A 17,879-nucleotide genomic window follows, 5' to 3' on the forward strand; every position below is an offset into this window, starting at 1 on the left:
TATTTTGTCACTTGATTCGCGGGATTAGCTTTGAAAATACCTTTAAGATAGAATACGAGAGATAAACAAGGAGGTTTTAACTTTGGCAAATCAAGTTGTAAAAGTTGAACATGTAGAAAAAATTTATGGTAAGAAAAATGAGAATCAATCGGTCGCATTAAAAGACATCTCTTTTTCTATGCAAGAAGGAGAATTTATCGGGATCATGGGCCCATCTGGTTCTGGGAAAACTACACTATTAAATGTTCTTTCCACACTCGATCGCCCAACAAGTGGTGAAATCAGCATCGCCGGTCGAGATATTACACACATGAAAAACGATGAGCTTGCTGACTTTCGCGCAAATTCACTAGGCTTCATCTTCCAAGACTTTAACCTACTTGAAAATTTAACACTTTATGAAAACATTGCTTTACCGCTTTCTTTACAAGATGTGAAAGCGAAAAAAATCAAAGAACGTGTGGAAACTGTGGCTAAACAACTCGGCATTCAAGACATCTTAATGAAGTTTCCCGCAGAAGTTTCTGGCGGACAAAAGCAACGGACAGCGGCAGCACGTGCGCTCGTCCACGAACCAGCCATCATCCTTGGCGATGAACCAACTGGAGCGCTCGATTCAAAAAACGCACAAGGCTTGCTTGAAGCGATGACAGAGCTTAACCGCGAACAAGCCGTTTCAATTTTGATGGTAACGCATGACCCGCAAAGCGCAAGTTACTGTGAGCGCATCCTTTTCATCCAAGACGGCGTCCTTTACAAAGAACTAAAACGAACAGGCGAACGCAAAGCTTTTTACCAAGAAATTTTGGATGTACTGGCAACACTTGGTGCCGATCAGGACGGGGAGTGATCATATGTTACTGAAACTTGCACTCTCAAGTATTAAGACACGTCTCAAAGACTATATCGTACTTCTTATTGGTCTAGTGATGGCGATTTCGATTTTTTATATGTTCGAAACACTCGCATTAAATTCTTCCTTTATTAAAGAAAACTCGATGATCTCAGCTGTTGGCTTTGTCTTCCATGCGGGATCCGTCTTACTAGCTATCATCACGGTCGCTTACACGATGTACGCCACTTCCTTCCTATTTTCCTTGCGTCAACAAGAATTTGGCATGTACATGACCCTTGGCGCTAAAAAACGTAAAATCTCGCTCATCATGTTCATTGAAACGATGTTCATCGGACTTTGTTCCCTTGTCATCGGACTGATTCTTGGAACCGCGTTAGCAGCTGTTGTTGGCAACCTTCTCATGAAACAGCTTGACTTCACTTCAACAACTTATGCACCATTTTACGTACCATCTATGATTGTCACCATCATTTTCTTTGCGATTTTGTTCCTGCTTGCAGCACTATTCAACTTGTTCCGCCTATCCAATGTATCCATCTTAGATTTGATCCACGCTGACTCAAAAGCAGAACGTATCATTATCCGCAAGAAAGCAATTGTATTTAAAGCGATTCTTTCCATTATCTTACTTGCGATCGGATACTACGCCATGATTGACATTAAAACGACTCAATTTATAGGCATCATCGTGGCGCTCTTTACCATCACATTCGGAACTTACTTATTTTTCGCGACTTTCTTGCCGCTGATTATCCAAAAATTGCGTGACAAGCAAATCAAAAAAAGCAAACGGCTCAATTCTTTTACCTACGCCCAGTTAAGCTTCCGTATTAGCCAGCTGTCGCGTGTGCTTGCCACCGTGGCCATGCTCATCGCACTTGGAATGGGCGCAATTGCAGTTGGATTCGCTTTCCAAAATAACGGAGTGCTTATCGCCGAACAAGTATCACCATACGATGTTGTTCTTTCTAATCCAACGAAAGCGGAGCAAAAAGTGATTTGCTCAATGGACTTTAAGGAAGACTTCGACTATCATTTCAAAACAGATGACAAGGCTGTTTATTTCAATGTCAAAGAACTAAAGAGTGAACCACCGCTTGTATCAAGATTTTCAGCAAGTGAAGGAACTAAGGTGTATCGCCTTAAAGAAACACCAAATGACAAAAATGAGGCTTGGATTCAGTTCATTAACTTTTCCTTGCCATCATCAACACTTGGTACTCGTGAAATCAAGTTTGTTGATGGTCGTGAATTCGATACAAAAAGCTTAAAAGAAAATACACTTTTCATCGGAAAAGTCCCTGATTTTGAAAGCAGTCTATCAACTTTAAAGAAACTCGATCAACTTGAAAAAGAGCGCTACAATGGAAAAGAAGAAATTCTTAGTAAATATGCGTCTTATTCGCAGTATAAAATCTTTGCAAATGGAACAGTCTTCATGGGATTCTTCCTTGGGTTTGCTTTCCTAACGATGATGGCAAGCTCGCTCATGTTCAAGATCTTAACGGGAGCGACACAGGATATTAGACGTTACCAAATGCTTGAAAAAATTGGTGTCAAACGGAAACTGCTTGTTCAGTCTATCCGAAAAGAAATGTTCTTGATTTTCCTTTTCCCTGGTATCATCGGCTTTATCCATGTAGCAATCGGAATGAAAATGTTTAGCTTCTTGCTCGTAAATCCTTATTATCGCTTCTTTATTCCAGTCTTATTGTTCTTAGCGATTTATGGTATTTACTATTTCATTACCGTTTGGCTTTATCAAAGCATCGTCTTAAAAAAAGATAAATAAAAAACAAGAAGCTAGCATTGTCGAGTTATTCCTCTGCTAGCTTCTTATTTTTTGCGGTTTGTAGTTGCTTTTAGAAACATCCGCATTTTTTCTTCCATCACTTTTAATCCTTTTACCCCAAATTTCTGGTTCTAATCAAGTCGCATTCCATGTTATACTGATGCTAGATTGGAAGGCTAAGGGGGTCATCATTTGAAAAAAATAATCAACTATCTCGAAGGACACATTGAACCACTCATTGATTACTGGCTATCTACTTATTATGTAAAGTCTGATGAATATGAATTGCGCAAAAACGTGGATGGCTTTTTAGACGCCCAGCGCAAAGAGACCATCTCACTATTTCTTACGGCATTCGAGAACATTCGTAAAGGGGTTTGCGCCGTTCCATTCTTTGAAGAAATTGGTGAAGATCGTCGGGATATGAATACGAGTTTTAAAGATGTCTATTCAAATTATCATGTGGTTTATACGGCAGCGATTGAATTCTTAGACGTTCAAATTCAAGCCGGGAAGGTAGACTTTTCTCTTGAAGAATATAGCAAATTCATTTTGTTTTTCCGGAAACTTGAGATCAACTCTGGAAGGCATCTTTTCGAAGGCTTTTTACAAAGACAAGACTCTTCTTATTGAGGAGTCTTTTTTTGCATTTAAAAGCCCCGCTCTCCGTTTCTTGCAAAAGTTCTTTAAAGCCCATTACTTTGTACGAAAAACTGGGAATGTTCATAATGATAGACCATCCGCGAAAAGTCAAATGGTTCTCCGGTGCTCAAATAAAATAATTCTTCGACAAATAGCGCTGGATCTCCTGTTTCTAGCTCTAAAAGTTCACTTTCTTTTTCGTCAAGTTTCTTCACATGTAAATATTTGTCAGAAAAACTGATCGTCAGTCCTAGCGCCTTTTCCACATAGTGAAACAGCGATTCCTCCGCAATACTTCTGCTTAAATAAGGGACAAATTTCTGGCGATAATACGATTCTTCGATACACAAAATTTGGTCGTTGATAAAACGCAATCGCTTCACGAAATAAACCTGCTCCTCTGCCTCACATTTCAAGTTTGCGCGCACTTCTTCACTTGGCTGAATCAACTCCACTGCAAGAACCTTCGATTTCATTTGAAACTCTTTTAGATCTGCTGTAAAACCTTGGCTCTCTAAAAAATTGATGTAGCCTGTCCTTTTCCTACGCCGAACGAAAACACCGCTACCTTGAATTTGATAGATTACGCCACGTTTTTCTAAAATATTGAGTGCCTTGACAATCGTACTTTTACTAACATCGTATTGTTTCATTAAATCTTGAAAAGTCGGCAACTTATCGCCTTGTTGCAAGTGGTTATCAATAATATTCTGTTCAATTTGTTCCACTACTTTTTGATACTTCGACATCTCAATTCTCTCCCCGCTGTTTTCCCGCTCATATTATTTATCCTCCCCAATTATATAAAAAAGAAGCGGGATTGACAAATTGTGCGCGTTGAATTAAAATGTACATGCACAATATTTTTGAAAGGGGTTTCAGTAAAGATGAGTAAAGTTAGAGATTATCAAAAATTAGCTGAAGACATTTTAGCCATCTTGCACGAAGAAAATATCACCAATGTAACGCGTTGCGCGACCCGGCTCAGAATTGTCCTCAAGGAAACACCTGAAGGCGCAAAAGAAAAAATTGCTTCCCTTCCTGGCGTTATCACCGTCGTTTTGAATAATGGTCAGTTTCAAATTGTCATTGGTCCACATGTGGGCGAAGTCTATGACGCCTTCATGAATTTGGTAAATGTACAAACGGACTCAAATGAGGAACAAAAAGGAAGCGTTCTCAATCGAATTATTGCAACGATGTCTGCTGTTTTCGCGCCTTTTATTTACATACTTGCCGCAGCCGGTATCTTACAGGGCTGTCTGATTTTAATCAATCTTGCTTTTCCGAGTTTTGCTAATACAGATACCTATCAAGTTTTTAGTTTAATTTCATGGGCACCATTCACATTCTTGCCCATTTTCATTGCCATTACGGCATCCAAACACTTCAAAGTGAATACTTATATCGCGGTAGCTTGTTGCGCGGCGCTCGTCTCGCCGGACTTAGCCAAAATTGCGGAATCTATCGCAAACGGGGATGCGCATAATTTTCTAGGCATTCCGCTTTCACCAACTACTTATACTTCTTCTGTTTTACCGCCACTTATTCTCGTTTGGCTGTTAAGCTACTTAGAAAAATTTGTTGAAAAACGTCTTCCTGGCGTTATCAAGCCTTTACTTACGCCGTTTATTTGCCTCGTCATCATGGTTCCTGTTACCATTTTAGTTCTCGGTCCTGCTTCGGCTCTTTTAGCGAACGGAATCGCAAACGGTTACAACTATCTAGTTCAAGTTGCACCGCCACTTGCAGGCGCGATCATCGGCGGATTTTGGCAAGTGATCGTCATTTTCGGTGTTCACTGGGGCATCACACCTGTTGTGCTCGCCAATTTCGATATGTACGGGCGCGACTCGTTCCAAGCATTTCAAACCATTGCCGTAGTGGCTCAAGTCGGTGCCGTGTTTGGCGTCTTGCTGAAAGCGCGCAGTAAAGAACTTAAAAACGTCTCGATGTCCGCTTTTATTACAGGAATCTTCGGGATAACAGAACCTGCCATTTACGGTGTTACGCTTCGCTTTAAAAAACCGTTCATCTATGGCTGTATTGCTGGGGCGGTTGGTGCCATTGTCGCAAGCTTCTTCAATCCGTATTACTTCGCTTACGCGGGGCTACCAAGCTTAATCACAATTGTGAATGGGATTAACAGTGAATTCCCGTTATCTTTTATCGGGATTGTCATCGGGTGCGCGATTGCATTCTTCGGCGCGATGTTGCTTGTGCAATTCCTTGGCTTCGGCGAAACAAAAGAAGAAGATGAAGAACTTAAAAAAGAAGTGGATTTAAATGACACGCCAAAAGTGGAAGCTGGAGTCTCTTCAAGCCTACAAGTGAAAAACTTGTCGATTCCTGCCCCAATAAAAGGAAAACGTTTGCCACTTGCAGACGTACCAGATGAAGTTTTCAGGAGCGGCGCCATGGGACCTGGGATTGCGATCTTGCCAGAAGAAGACGAGGTGCGGGCGCCATTTGACGGAGAAGTCGTGATGCTGACTGATACAAAACACGCAATCGGGCTTCGGTCAAATGAAGGCGTGGAAATGCTTATCCATGTCGGTATTGATTCTGTTAAACTAAACGGAGAACCTTTCACATATTTGGTGAAGGAAAAACAACACGTCAAAAAAGGCGATTTACTATTAACGTTTGATCGCAAGCAAATTGAACAAGCTGGTTGTTCACTTATCACGCCAGTATTAATTACCAATGCAGAAGAATTTGCGTCTGTAACGCCACAAGAAACAGATGAAATGTCAACAGATCCAACTGCTATTTTAGCGATTACAAATACGATTTAATCGGAGGGAAACGAATCATGCAAAAAGATTTTTTATGGGGCGGCGCACTAGCTGCTCACCAATTTGAAGGCGGATGGAACCAGGGAGGAAAAGGACCGAGCGTTATCGACGTGATGACAGCCGGTGCACACGGGGTTCCACGTAAAATCACCGAGGAAATCGAAACGGGTGAATTTTACCCCAATCATGAAGCGATTGATTTTTATCATCACTATAAAGAAGATATTGCACTTTTTGCCGAAATGGGCTTAAAATGCCTACGAACTTCCATTGCTTGGACAAGAATTTTTCCAAATGGTGACGAAACGAAGCCGAATGAAGAAGGCTTGAAATTTTATGATGCTGTTTTTGACGAACTGTTGGCAAATGGCATTGAGCCTGTTATCACACTTTCTCATTTTGAGATGCCACTTCACTTGGCTCGTGAATACGGTGGTTTCCGGAATCGTCAAGTGATCGACTTCTTTGTTCGCTTCGCCGAAACTTGCTTCAAGCGTTATCAGCATAAAGTGAAATACTGGATGACCTTTAACGAAATCAATAATCAAATGGATACGAACAATCCAATTTTCTTATGGACAAATTCTGGTGTAAAAGTAGCACCCGGAGAAAATGCCAAAGAAGTGATGTATCAAGTAGCGCATAACGAACTCATTGCAAGTGCAAGAGCCGTCACAATCGGAAAAGCTATCAATCCTGAATTTCAAATTGGCTGCATGGTTTCACACGTTCCAATCTACCCTTATTCTTGCAATCCAGCAGATATTATGGCAGCCGAAGAAGCGATGCACCAACGTTTCTTCTTCGCCGATGTTCACGTGCGCGGTCACTATCCACGTTACGCGCTAAAAGAATTTGAACGTGAAGGCTATCAAATTGATATCCGCGATGAAGATCTTGAAGTCCTAAAAAAAGGAACGGTTGATTACATCGGCTTCAGCTACTACATGTCAACCACCGTAAAAGCTGATGTGAAACAAGATAATACTGGCGACGTCGTTAACGGCGGCTTACCAAACGGTATTGACAATCCTTATATCGAAACAAGCGATTGGGGCTGGGCCATTGATCCAGAAGGCTTGCGCTACACCCTGAACCGCTTATATGATCGCTACGAACTTCCTCTTTTCATCGTTGAAAACGGGTTTGGCGCTGTTGATGTACTCGAAGAAAACGGTCAAATTCACGATGAAGCACGGATTGAATACTTGCGAAAGCATATCGAAGCGCTCGAAAAAGCCGTTGACTATGATGGCGTTGAACTGATGGGCTATACACCTTGGGGTATCATCGACCTCGTTTCCTTCACGACCGGCGAAATGAAAAAACGTTACGGCATGATTTACGTGGACCGTGATAACGAAGGAAATGGCTCCATGAAGCGCTACAAAAAAGATTCCTTCGATTGGTACAAAAAAGTGATTGCAACAAACGGCAAAGATCTTTTCTAGAACCCGCAAGTTTCCCTTCTGCGAATTAATGCCCCTAACAATAAACAAAAATCGAGTGAAGCCTACATTTTAAGTAGCCCTTCACTCGATTTTTGTTTATTAACACTTAGATTGCCCTTCATTATACATTCAGTTACAATAGCTTAAAAGCCATATTAATTGAATTCCTTAGTTGAAAGGGTGAACAACTTGAAAATTTTAGTTACTGGCGGTTCAGGCTTCATCGGAAGTCATTTCTTGCGCCAATATGTCCAGTCAAATCCAAATCATACGTTTTTCAACCTAGACAAGCTGACCTATGCCAGTACGCCTATAAACGAAGAACTGCAACACTATCCCAATTACCAATTTGGTGAAATCGACCTTTACGATGCCGCTTCGACAGCAGAAGCCATCCAAAATTTCGCTCCCGATACCATCGTTCACTTTGCCGCTGAAACACACGTTGACCGCAGCATTAATGACGGGCGTCCCTTTTTGCATAGCAACATCGAAGGCACTTATAACTTGCTTGTCGCCGCACGTGACTTTTGGAAAGACGATCTCGCCAACAAGCGGTTTCACTTTATCAGCACAGATGAAATCTTTGGTTCAATCGAAACAGGGAGTTTTGATGAAAATTCGCCGATTCAGCCGCAAAATGTCTATTCGGCTAGCAAAGCATCTGCCCATCAGCTCGTCTTAGCTTTCCAAAATACCTATCAAATGCCCATCTCAATTTCAATCTGTAGCAATAACTTTGGCCCTTTCCAAAACTGCGAAAAATTCATTCCAACGTTGATCGAAAATGCCCTAGCTAAAAAACCAATTCCTATTTATGGTAGCGGCTTAAATGTCCGTGACTGGATCTATGTGGAAGACCATTGCCGTGCGATTTGGGAGATTATTACGACGCCTACTTTTTGTTTTGAAACCTTCAATATTAGCGCTCAAAACAGATATACCAACCTTGAAATCACCCAAAAAGTTCTTATACAGCTCTCTAAAGAAACAGGCGAACACTATTTCCAATTAATCAAGCATGTTGAAGATCGCAAAGGGCATGATTTAAGATACGCCCTTAATCCTGCAAAATTTTTGCGATGTGCCAACTGGCGTCCTCAATTTTCATTAGAAGCAGGATTAGAAAAAACGATTGACTTTTACTTGCATCGAAATAATTAATTTTTAGCCGCGGCAGATAAATACAAACTTTTTTCAAGCCATTTTATCTGCTTTCTGGCTTTCTTTTTTATTTTCTAGCCTTACAAATTTTTTTCTTGATAAAAACATAACTTTATTACAAGAGGGGGATGCCTTATGGTTTTTCTTTGCATGCTCCCTAGAAAGGGCATCTCAATGTCTGTTTATGAAGCGCTAGCACTCATGATCGCATTTGCGACACTTGTGCTACTTATTCGTGACAGAAATGCCCATAAAAAATAACCTACCATAAGCCGAGCAAGCTTGGTAGGTTATCCAACTAAGTTTAGCCGCCATCTTAAATGGTGCTTCGCAAGAGAGCTGTGTCCCCCACAGCTCTCTTTCCACTCAAATATTAACAGCTTCTTCTCTCCTCGTCAACTCTCTAAGTTACCCTTCGTTTGGATAAACTTCGCGGTCGTTGACGATGGTCTTTGCGACTTTAATAGAACGCAAATTTTCTCTTGCGATTTCAAATGGATCTGCTTCAAGCACTGTAAAATCCGCCGCAAAACCTGGTGCTAATTTACCACGCGAATCCGGTTTATAGCTAGCCTTTGCGCTTCCTGTCGTATAGAGCTCGATCGCTTCGTAAACACTTAGTGCTTCAGTTTCAAAGTAGCGTTTTCCGGTTAAATCACTATTAGCAGTCCGCAGCACCGCGGCATGAATACCATAAAGCGGGTTCGGAATTTCAATCGGTGCATCACTTCCCCCAGCTAATTCAAAGCCATTTTCAAGCAGGGTTTTCCATGCAAACGCACGAGGTGGATGATTTTCGCCAAGCACATCAAGCGCCCAGGGCAGATCACTCGAAAGAAACTGCGGTTGAATATCAAACAAAAGCGGCATGCCTTTTGCTTCCTCGATCAGCTCATCTGTCAGCCAAGGCGTATGAATCATGCGATCATGCTGCCCGGCTTTTGGTGGATACTTTTTTAGCATCCGAATCACATCTCGAAAAGCAGCATCGCCTAAAATATGAATCGCAACTGGCAGCCCAGCTTTACGCGCACGCTTAACCAATTTCTCGAATTCTTCATCCGTTTGAATCTTTAAACCATGTTCCTCTGGATTATCATGATAGCCCGCCGACATGTATGCCGTTCTAGAACCCACCGTTCCATCATAAAAAATTTTCATGCTATCGAGTTCAACAAAAGAATCACCATCCATGAATCGCTCATCTGAATCTTCAAATACATCGAACTCCGCATTGTGAATCAAAAGTTGCGCTCTAAAAGGAAAATCCTCCGAAAGCGTATCACGAAAAGCCTGAAGCGTCCCTTCGAAGCCATTAAAATAATGCAAATCTTCCGAGTGCGCACCAGTCACGCCTTTTTCCCATAAATCCCGCACCGCAAGTTTCAGCCAAGCACTAATCGCTTCATTTGTCGGAACCGGAAAGCGATCCGTTGCAAGATAAGTCGCATTGTCTCTCAAAATCCCCGTAAACACGCCAGATTCATCCAGAACCATCTCGCCACCACTCACTTCCTGCCGCACCAGTTTAGCCGCATCAATCAGCGCCGAATTTACGCTTACACTGTGATAGTCAATGCGTCGTACAAGAATCGGATGGGTTTCGCTTACTCCATCTAAATCCCACCGAGTTAGGAGTGTCGCATCATCGCTCCACTTATTTTCATCATAGCCTTCCACAAACAGCCAAGCTTCGGCTTCAAGATCAGCAACCCGACGCCGAATGAGTTCTAACGCTTCCCGCTTGGATGTTGTTTCACTTAAATTCAGCCGGTCAAGCGCCTGCCCGTACCACAATAAATGAATATGTGAATCCACGAAACCAGGGAAAACCGTCTTCCCATCCAAATCTACCCGTTCCGCATCTGGATACGCCTCTGGATCCACATCGAGCGTCTGAATCACACCATCCTGAACGAAAACATTCCGAACAAAATCGCCTTCTCGTTGCATCGTATAAAATTTGGCATTCTCATAGATTTTCACTAAGCTCTTCCCCTTTCAAAGCTTTGTTTCGTTTGTCTCGAATTTGCAAACTCCTTTGTAAAATGGTGGATAAAACAGCCATCCCGAGCAAAATAAAGATGCCCACAAAAAGGGCTGTAATCCCGCCAAAGTTTTCCACAACAACCGCTCCTAAAAACGGTGCTAGCATCCGCGCTGCCGTCGCCATCCCATTCACGAGGCCTTGATAAAGACCCGCGCTTCCTTTCGGGGCAAGCTGATAAGCGATCGTCGGAACCGCCGGCCATGCAAACATTTCGCCGAGCGTCAGAAAAATCATCCCGAGCACAAAGCCGCTATAAGCGTTCGCGTGCATCGCCACAATAAACGATAACGCGAACAGTAAAATACCGATATAAATTTGGGCATGTAAATGTCGTTTAAAGCGCGCCACAATTGGAATTAAAACAAACTGTCCTAGAACAATAAGCGCGCCATTTAAGCTCCAAAGCTTGCCGTATTCCGCCGTTGAAATCCCCACATCACTTGTCATATAAGTAGATAAATTGGATTGCCACTGAACGTGCGGCAACTGACAAAATAAATAAGTAGCGAGCAAAAGAATCATCGAAAAAAGACCAACCAAAGTGGGACGCGAACGCTTCATGCCGCGTTTACGATGCTTCGTTTCGCTTCCGATATGTTCCGATTTCCAATCAATTTTACGAAAGAAAACAAAAAAGAAAACCGCATAAAATATCGCAAACAAAAACGCTCCTAAGTAGACTTTCCCCATTCCAAATCCACTAAGTAAGCCCGCCAAAAACGGACCAACCGCAACGCCAATATTTTGCGCCACATAAATCGCATTAAACCCCGTTCTTCCCCCTGCTGGGTGCGTGAGACCTGCCGCAGCATATAAGCCTGAAAAAACCATCCCCATCGCAAAACCAACAAGCCATAAATTCCAAATAAAAGTTGGATATCCGTGGAACAAGCTTAAACTAAGTGTCCCAATAACGAGAATCACCGTTCCAATCCAAAGTGAGATGTAGCCTGAAAAGCGATCAAAAATCAATCCTCCAATAATGCTTGAAATAATACCCACAAAAGAATTCACTAAAAGGACCAGTGAGGCATCCGTTCCTGACATGCCAAGCTCGCCAGTCATATAAACCATATTAAACGGCCAAATAAACGATAAGCCGGTATATAAAAGAACCATGCCCACAATCACAATCCATAAATCGCGTGGTAAAAGTTTTGTCACATTTTTTCCTTCCTTCCACCTCGTTAAGTTCACCTGAACAAGCATATCACAAAGTTTCCAAACAAAAAAGAGCAGAAAAACAGGAAAAAGCTTAGTACTCTTCAAAAACTGACTTTCCAAGAATCCCACCGCTCAATTCCTATTTTCTACTCGAATTATACAGTCGTAAATTTCGTTTCAATTGCCGTGCTCAGTACACGTTCCACATGAACTGTATCAAACTCAAATCCATGTTCAACAACAGCTTGCGCCACTTTTGGCCTAACGCCAGAAAGCGTGCAAACGACTCCTATTAATTTCAAAGCACCTATTAATTCTTTCAATTCATCTACAGCTATTTTGTCTAAGGTGGCAACCCCGGATAAATCAATAAATAAGTGATCAAATTTTTTCTTTGTACATTCATCAAGCGTGTGCTGCAAAATCACCTTAGCACGCGTCTCATCAATATCTCCAATCACCGGAAGCAAAGCTGAGTGCCTCATCAGCGGAATGACAGGACAGCTCAGTTTTAAAATCGTTTCCTTGTGTGCATTTAACTTAAGTTCCGTCTGTAAAGCGTTCTCCCGAACAAAACGAATAACAATTTCCCCAAGCCGCTTCGTAATTTCTCGACTCCAGTAGTTGACTTCTTCGTTTGCCGTGTCGCCCTCGCTCTCTGCATAAAATTTTTCGATCAACTCTAGATACTGATCTTCCACGCGAAAAAATTGTTCAATGATTTCATATATTGGCGTCAAAAGATGTTCGATGTCGCTCCCAAGTTCCCCCAACCAATTTTCAAAAAGCGCCCCAAAGTCTTCATCTTTTTCAAGAAACAAGCGACAAAACAATAGATGAAACTGATAATTTTGCTGTTTAAGCCGGCCGATAACTTCCTCATCATTTGATGCGTAAACCCCATGCAAATTGTTGTGATCCATCTTGTTATACCAATCTTCCGTAAGCTCACTTGTCCGTTCCATAAAAAAATCATATAATTCTTTTCGTTCGTACAATGGTCTCTCCCTTTCCTTCTATTTCCTCCTTGCAAAAACCAGTATAGCTTAAAGTGATAACTTTGTAAAAAAAATCACAAATAATAATTCCTATCAGAAAAAGATTGTAAATAAGATATTTCTTGATTTACAATCTTCATGATTCAAACTATATTTTTTTGATAAAACTTTGAATCTACCGCAAGAACATGGAAATCTACTGGTAAATCAGTTTTATTAATCTCATCATAAGCATTCTTCTCGTAAAATCGATGAGCTGCTTTAAATTTATCTGTTGTTCCAAGATAAATCGACTTCTTTCCATTTTCTATACAAAACGCTTCAAGCGTATCCAATAATTTTTGACCAGTCTGGTATTCCTTTCCTCGATATTCGGCATCTGTAAAGAGCTTGCGGATTGCAACATTGCCATTCTCCAAAAATAAAACGCCTATTGTTCCGACCACTTTATCATCCTGAACAGCCACCCAGAAATGACCTAATCCGTTCATATAATGATTTGAAATGTCCTTCAAATCTGGCTGATCATCTAACGTAATGGCTACACCAAACTCATCTTGTTGAACCCCTAAAACCAGTTTTATCAGCTGATCACGATATTTCTCTTCGTAACTTTTGATTTGCACTTTATTCCCCACTTTCTTTTACGCGAAGTCTTTCTATAATCTCATTTTGCTATTTAACTGTCAATATAAAATCAAGAAAAAAATAGCAAAAAAAATCAGCTTTTAAATGTTTAAAAGCTGATTTTTGAAATTAAACTTCCACTCCTGCAGATTCTTCAAGTGGCGTGCAATTCGGCCGCTTTGCCCAGTTACTTTTTTCAAGTAAAACCCAGTTGCGGCTACGAATGGAAATCATGTTTTCCATTAATAAATCGTTCTTAATTTTAACAAAATATTCACGGCTCACGTTACTGTAACGCGCAAGTTCTGATTGATTACAAGATACTGGAATATAAATCTCATCTTCACTTTCCACACCAACATCTAAAGCAATTTGATAAATCAAAGCTTCGACACGCTGCCTTGCTGGAAGACGATACCTTTCAAGCGCACCGGCCAAGCGATGAATATTTTTTTCTGTGATTTCCTCTAAATATTTTTCATCTTCTATTTCAAGCAAAAAACACTTGCCTCGAGAAAAGTATTGAAAAAAAGATTCCTTTACAGGATCAATGTGAAAGACGCTACCTTGCTTCAAAACTTTAATAAGCGTCCCATTTGATTCCTGCATAATATGTCCATCTACCACTAAAAATAATCCCGCTTCATTAATTTCCTTGTTTCCAGAAAAAGATAAAACGTTTTTCTTTGATACATACATCATTTTTCCTCCTTTAGGACTTCATAATAGATACCCACAATTGTTAACGATAACTTTTTCAACCTATATCTATTATATCGAGTTTTTTTACTTGCTCTTTATCCTAAAAGATAAAATATCGCGTAATATGTGACAAAAATTTTACAATTTCCTCCAAAACAGAGATTTTCGTATGGTTTTTTTGTATATATGCAATAAATGAAGCTTAAACCAAGCCTTTTTAAACTTATTATAAATATTAGTCAAGTATCTAACATTGTGTACAATAACAAACACCTTTTCTAAAAGTACCTATTTACCTCAAGGCTTTTATTTCCTACGAACCTATTTTTCAAGTCAATACTTCTTTCGAATTTTTAGATACAAGTGGATCTGTTTGTATCTAAAAAAAGACCAGAAGCTTTGATGGGAGCATCTGGTCTTAATGGGATAGAGTGACTTCTGTTAATTTGCAAGTCGTACAGATGCCTGGTGAAGCAAATACGAACCACAATTAACAGCGTGTCATGTAACATTAACTTTATTTTATCATAAAGTGTGTCATAAAAAATTGACAATACTACGAAATTTGAGCCTAAAATGTGTCCATTTTTTGACAATTTCTCAATTTTTTCTTTCTAAATTGATTTTAACAAAAAAAAACCTCCTTGTGAAATAAAAAACATATTTCGAATTACAATGGCATTTTTCGAGCACAACAAAATACTTTCATATAGAATTATAGTCAATAAGTCCAAAATGGGTGCAAAACGAAACTAGCTGATTAGTTTTGATAAATGAACATTTGTTAGGCAAGTAAAGCCTATGAGATATTTTTAATCCTTTTAATAAATTAAAACTGTGTTATTACACCCTAAAATCTGTTACTTTCGTTATATAAAAGATTTTATCTTTTTTTTGTTTTTTCATATTGTTTTCGCTTTCACAATAGGTTATGATCTTAGTGAAAAGTAATATTGTTCATTCTATCACGTTAAAAATTTAACAAATAAAAATAGGAAACTTAGGAGGAAAAACACTATGACTAAAGCATGGGAAGGATTTAATGGTACAGCTTGGCAAGAAACTGTCAATGTTGGCCAATTTGTTCAAGACAACTACACGCCTTATGATGGGGATGAAAGCTTTTTAGAAGATAGCACACCTCGTACTACTGCTTTAAACGACAAAATCAATGATTTAGTTGCTGAAATGGATGCCAAAGGTGGCGTACTTGATATGGATAACAAAATCGTATCAAACGTTGCTTCTCACACTTCTGGTTATGTAGACAAAGATTTGGAAGTCGTTGTAGGTTTACAAACAGACAAACCCTTCAAACTTGCTTTCATGCCAAATGGTGGCCTTCGTACAGCTGAGCAATGTCTCATTGAAAATGGTTATGAAGTGGACAAAGCGACACATGACTTTTTCGTAAATAATCGTCCAACTGCTAATGATGGTATTTTCCGCGCATATACAAACGACATTAAACGTGCTCGTCACTCTCATATTGTAAGCGGTTTGCCAGATGCTTATTCTCGTGGAAGAATTATCGGACTTTATCAAAAACCAGCACTTTACGGTGTTGATCGTTTAATCGCTGAAAAACAAAATGATTTAAAACAAATTCCAGTCACTTCTGATGAAAACATCCGTTTGCGTGAAGAAGTTTATATGCAAATCAAAGCATTAAAAGACTTAATTACACTTGGAAATGAATACGGACTTGAACTTGGTCGTCCTGCTGAAAATGCACATGAAGCTGTTCAGTGGACTTACATGGGGTACCTTGCTTCAATCAAACAAGCAAATGGGGCTGCAAGCTCATTCGGTCGTATTCCTATCTTCTTAGATATTTACATCCAACGTGATTTAGAACGTGGCATCATTACTGAGCTTGATGCACAAGAGTTAATCGAACAACTTACACTTAAACTTCGTATGGTACGCTTTGCACGTACAAACGGATACAACGAGCTTTATGCTTCTAACCCAACATTCGTTACAACTTCGATGGCTGGTATGGGGGCAGATGGTCGTCACCGTGTGACTAAAACAGATTTCCGTTTCTTACATTGTCTAGATAATCTTGGGAACTCGGCAGAGCCAAACCTGACTGTACTTTGGGATGCTCGTCTTCCTGAAACATTCAAAAATTACTGCATGAAGATGAGTGTTAAACATTCATCCATTCAATATGAAAATGATAAACTAATGCAAGAAGAAGGCTACGGCGATATGCAATGTATTTCTTGTTGCGTAAGCCCACTAAACCCTGAAGCAGACAAAGATAAAGGCGAAACACATAACCTTCAATATTTCGGCGCTCGTGTCAACGTGCTTAAATGCTTGCTTGGGGCAATCAATGGCGGAAGAGATGATCTTCACAAAGAAGACCGCGTCTTTGATGTTGTTGAACCGATTACTTCTGAATATCTTGAATACGATGAAGTGCTTTCGAAATTTGATGTTTCTATGGACTGGCTCACAGACACTTATGTAGATGCTATGAACATCATTCACTATATGACTGATAGATACAACTATGAAAGCATGCAAATGGCTTTCTTACCAACAAAAGTTACAGCAAACATGGGATTCGGAATTTGTGGATTCGCTAACGTTGTAGATAGCTTAAGTGCGATTAAATACGCGAAAGTAAAAACGATTCGTGATGAAGACGGCTTTGTTTATGACTATGAAGTAGAAGGCGACTTCCCTCGTTATGGTGAAAATGATGACCGTGCTGATGAAATTGCTGTCATGGTGCTTAAAATGTTTAAAGAAAAATTGGATTCACACAAACTTTATAAAGACAGTGAAGCAACTGTTTCGATTCTTACAATCACTTCTAACGTGGCTTACTCGAAACAATGTGGGAACTCTCCAGTTCACCGTGGTCCAGTCTTTGATGAAAACGACAAAATGATCAAAGAACCTGAATTCTTTAGCCCAGGTGCAAATCCGTCAAATAAAGCGAAAGGCGGCTTCCTTGATAACCTTGCAAGCCTTACAAAGATTCCGTTCCATTATGCAAATGACGGCATCTCGCTAACAATCCAAGGGGCACCGAAAATGTTTGGTAAAACATTTGAAGAACAACATGCAAACCTTGTCGGAATCTTAGATGGCTACTTCGAAAAAGGTGGACAACACATCAACTTAAACGTGTTAAACCATGAAGAAGTCGTTGAAAAAATCAAAGCGGGTATCCCCGTTATCCTTCGTATCAGCGGTTACTGCTTGAATACAAAAGATTTAAATGAAGAACAAAAAATGGAACTTTGCCAAAGAATGTTCCACGAAAAATTAGTAGGTTAATATTTCAAACTAGCTAAAGAGGCTCCTGAAATCGTATGATTTCAGGAGCCTCTTTTTTGTACTGAATCTGCAAGCAGCAAAGTAGACACATAATTCCTTTTTTCCATAACAAAAATCGTTTGTTTGGATATACCCACCTTGCCCGTCAATTCTTGTTGCGATAGTCTCGCTAAAACGCGAAATCCATAAGCCTTGTTATGCTTTGAAGTACCAAAACCTCTTTTCATCAAGGTCACCTCTTGTATCTGTTTTAAAATATTATTTTACAAAAGTAAGATATATTTTAAAAACCCAAACAAGTGATGAAGCAAAACCCCTAGTTCCTGCTTGACCTA

General features: G+C 40.1%; 15 protein-coding genes. 8 read left to right on the forward strand and 7 right to left on the reverse strand.

The genetic code is table 11. From position 1 onward, the window contains the following. Positions 1–82 precede the first annotated feature (82 nt). From UR08_RS08540 to UR08_RS08550, 3 genes are all read left to right on the forward strand, one after another. The gene (locus UR08_RS08540) at positions 83–850 is read left to right on the forward strand and encodes an ABC transporter ATP-binding protein (RefSeq protein WP_115753239.1); all 768 of its coding nucleotides are present in this window, start codon (positions 83–85) and stop codon (positions 848–850) included. Positions 851–854: 4 nt separating this feature from the next. Next, on the forward strand, positions 855–2,648 hold the full coding sequence (locus UR08_RS08545; RefSeq protein ID WP_115753240.1) for an ABC transporter permease: 1,794 nt from the start codon (positions 855–857) through the stop codon (positions 2,646–2,648). A 192-nt stretch (positions 2,649–2,840) separates the two neighbouring features. Next, positions 2,841–3,281, forward strand: a complete 441-nt coding sequence (locus UR08_RS08550) for a hypothetical protein (protein ID WP_115753241.1) — start codon at positions 2,841–2,843, stop codon at positions 3,279–3,281. Positions 3,282–3,334: 53 nt separating this feature from the next. Here the strand turns inward: UR08_RS08550 and UR08_RS08555 are convergent, their stop codons facing one another. Beyond that, the gene (locus tag UR08_RS08555; RefSeq protein ID WP_115753242.1) at positions 3,335–4,039 is read right to left on the reverse strand and encodes a GntR family transcriptional regulator; all 705 of its coding nucleotides are present in this window, start codon (positions 4,037–4,039) and stop codon (positions 3,335–3,337) included. Between the two features lie 138 nt (positions 4,040–4,177). Here UR08_RS08555 and UR08_RS08560 point away from each other — a divergent pair, with 138 nt between their 5' ends. The 4 genes from UR08_RS08560 to UR08_RS13120 all read left to right on the forward strand — a co-directional run bounded on the left by UR08_RS08560 (position 4,178) and on the right by UR08_RS13120 (position 8,964). Then, positions 4,178–6,088, forward strand: coding sequence for a beta-glucoside-specific PTS transporter subunit IIABC (locus UR08_RS08560; protein ID WP_115753243.1), 1,911 nt, complete (start codon positions 4,178–4,180; stop codon positions 6,086–6,088). Between the two features lie 17 nt (positions 6,089–6,105). Further along, entirely contained in the window at positions 6,106–7,539 is a 1,434-nt protein-coding gene (bglA, locus tag UR08_RS08565; protein WP_115753244.1) for a 6-phospho-beta-glucosidase BglA, read from the forward strand. 189 nt (positions 7,540–7,728) lie between these two features. After that, complete coding sequence (locus UR08_RS08570; protein WP_165849972.1) at positions 7,729–8,703, forward strand: dTDP-glucose 4,6-dehydratase; 975 nt, start codon at positions 7,729–7,731, stop codon at positions 8,701–8,703. A 135-nt stretch (positions 8,704–8,838) separates the two neighbouring features. Beyond that, a complete protein-coding gene (locus UR08_RS13120; protein ID WP_240616058.1) occupies positions 8,839–8,964 on the forward strand; it encodes a putative holin-like toxin in 126 nt (41 codons plus the stop codon). A gap of 147 nt (positions 8,965–9,111) precedes the next feature. Here the strand turns inward: UR08_RS13120 and UR08_RS08575 are convergent, their stop codons facing one another. The 5 genes from UR08_RS08575 to UR08_RS08595 form a co-directional block, all read right to left on the reverse strand. Then, positions 9,112–10,689: an amidohydrolase gene (locus tag UR08_RS08575; RefSeq protein ID WP_115753246.1), complete on the reverse strand. Its 1,578-nt coding sequence runs from the start codon at positions 10,687–10,689 to the stop codon at positions 9,112–9,114. Further along, the gene (locus tag UR08_RS08580; protein ID WP_115753761.1) at positions 10,676–11,917 is read right to left on the reverse strand and encodes an MDR family MFS transporter; all 1,242 of its coding nucleotides are present in this window, start codon (positions 11,915–11,917) and stop codon (positions 10,676–10,678) included. Before UR08_RS08580 ends, UR08_RS08575 begins: the two co-directional genes overlap by 14 nt. 155 nt (positions 11,918–12,072) lie before the next feature. Continuing rightward, positions 12,073–12,915, reverse strand: a complete 843-nt coding sequence (locus UR08_RS08585) for an STAS domain-containing protein (protein WP_115753247.1) — start codon at positions 12,913–12,915, stop codon at positions 12,073–12,075. 143 nt (positions 12,916–13,058) lie between these two features. Then, positions 13,059–13,541, reverse strand: coding sequence for a GNAT family N-acetyltransferase (locus UR08_RS08590; protein WP_115753248.1), 483 nt, complete (start codon positions 13,539–13,541; stop codon positions 13,059–13,061). Positions 13,542–13,671: 130 nt separating this feature from the next. Further along, positions 13,672–14,244 (reverse strand): Crp/Fnr family transcriptional regulator, encoded by a 573-nt coding sequence (locus UR08_RS08595; protein ID WP_205757234.1) that lies wholly within the window; start codon positions 14,242–14,244, stop codon positions 13,672–13,674. A 1,017-nt stretch (positions 14,245–15,261) separates the two neighbouring features. Here UR08_RS08595 and pflB point away from each other — a divergent pair. Further along, on the forward strand, positions 15,262–17,544 hold the full coding sequence (gene pflB, locus UR08_RS08600; protein ID WP_115753249.1) for a formate C-acetyltransferase: 2,283 nt from the start codon (positions 15,262–15,264) through the stop codon (positions 17,542–17,544). A gap of 41 nt (positions 17,545–17,585) precedes the next feature. Here the strand turns inward: pflB and UR08_RS08605 are convergent, their stop codons facing one another. Next, positions 17,586–17,771, reverse strand: a complete 186-nt coding sequence (locus UR08_RS08605; protein ID WP_115753250.1) for a transcriptional regulator — start codon at positions 17,769–17,771, stop codon at positions 17,586–17,588. Positions 17,772–17,879 lie beyond the last annotated feature (108 nt).

The organism is Listeria kieliensis, from assembly GCF_003369925.1.
GTDB classification, from domain to species: domain Bacteria; phylum Bacillota; class Bacilli; order Lactobacillales; family Listeriaceae; genus Listeria; species Listeria kieliensis_A.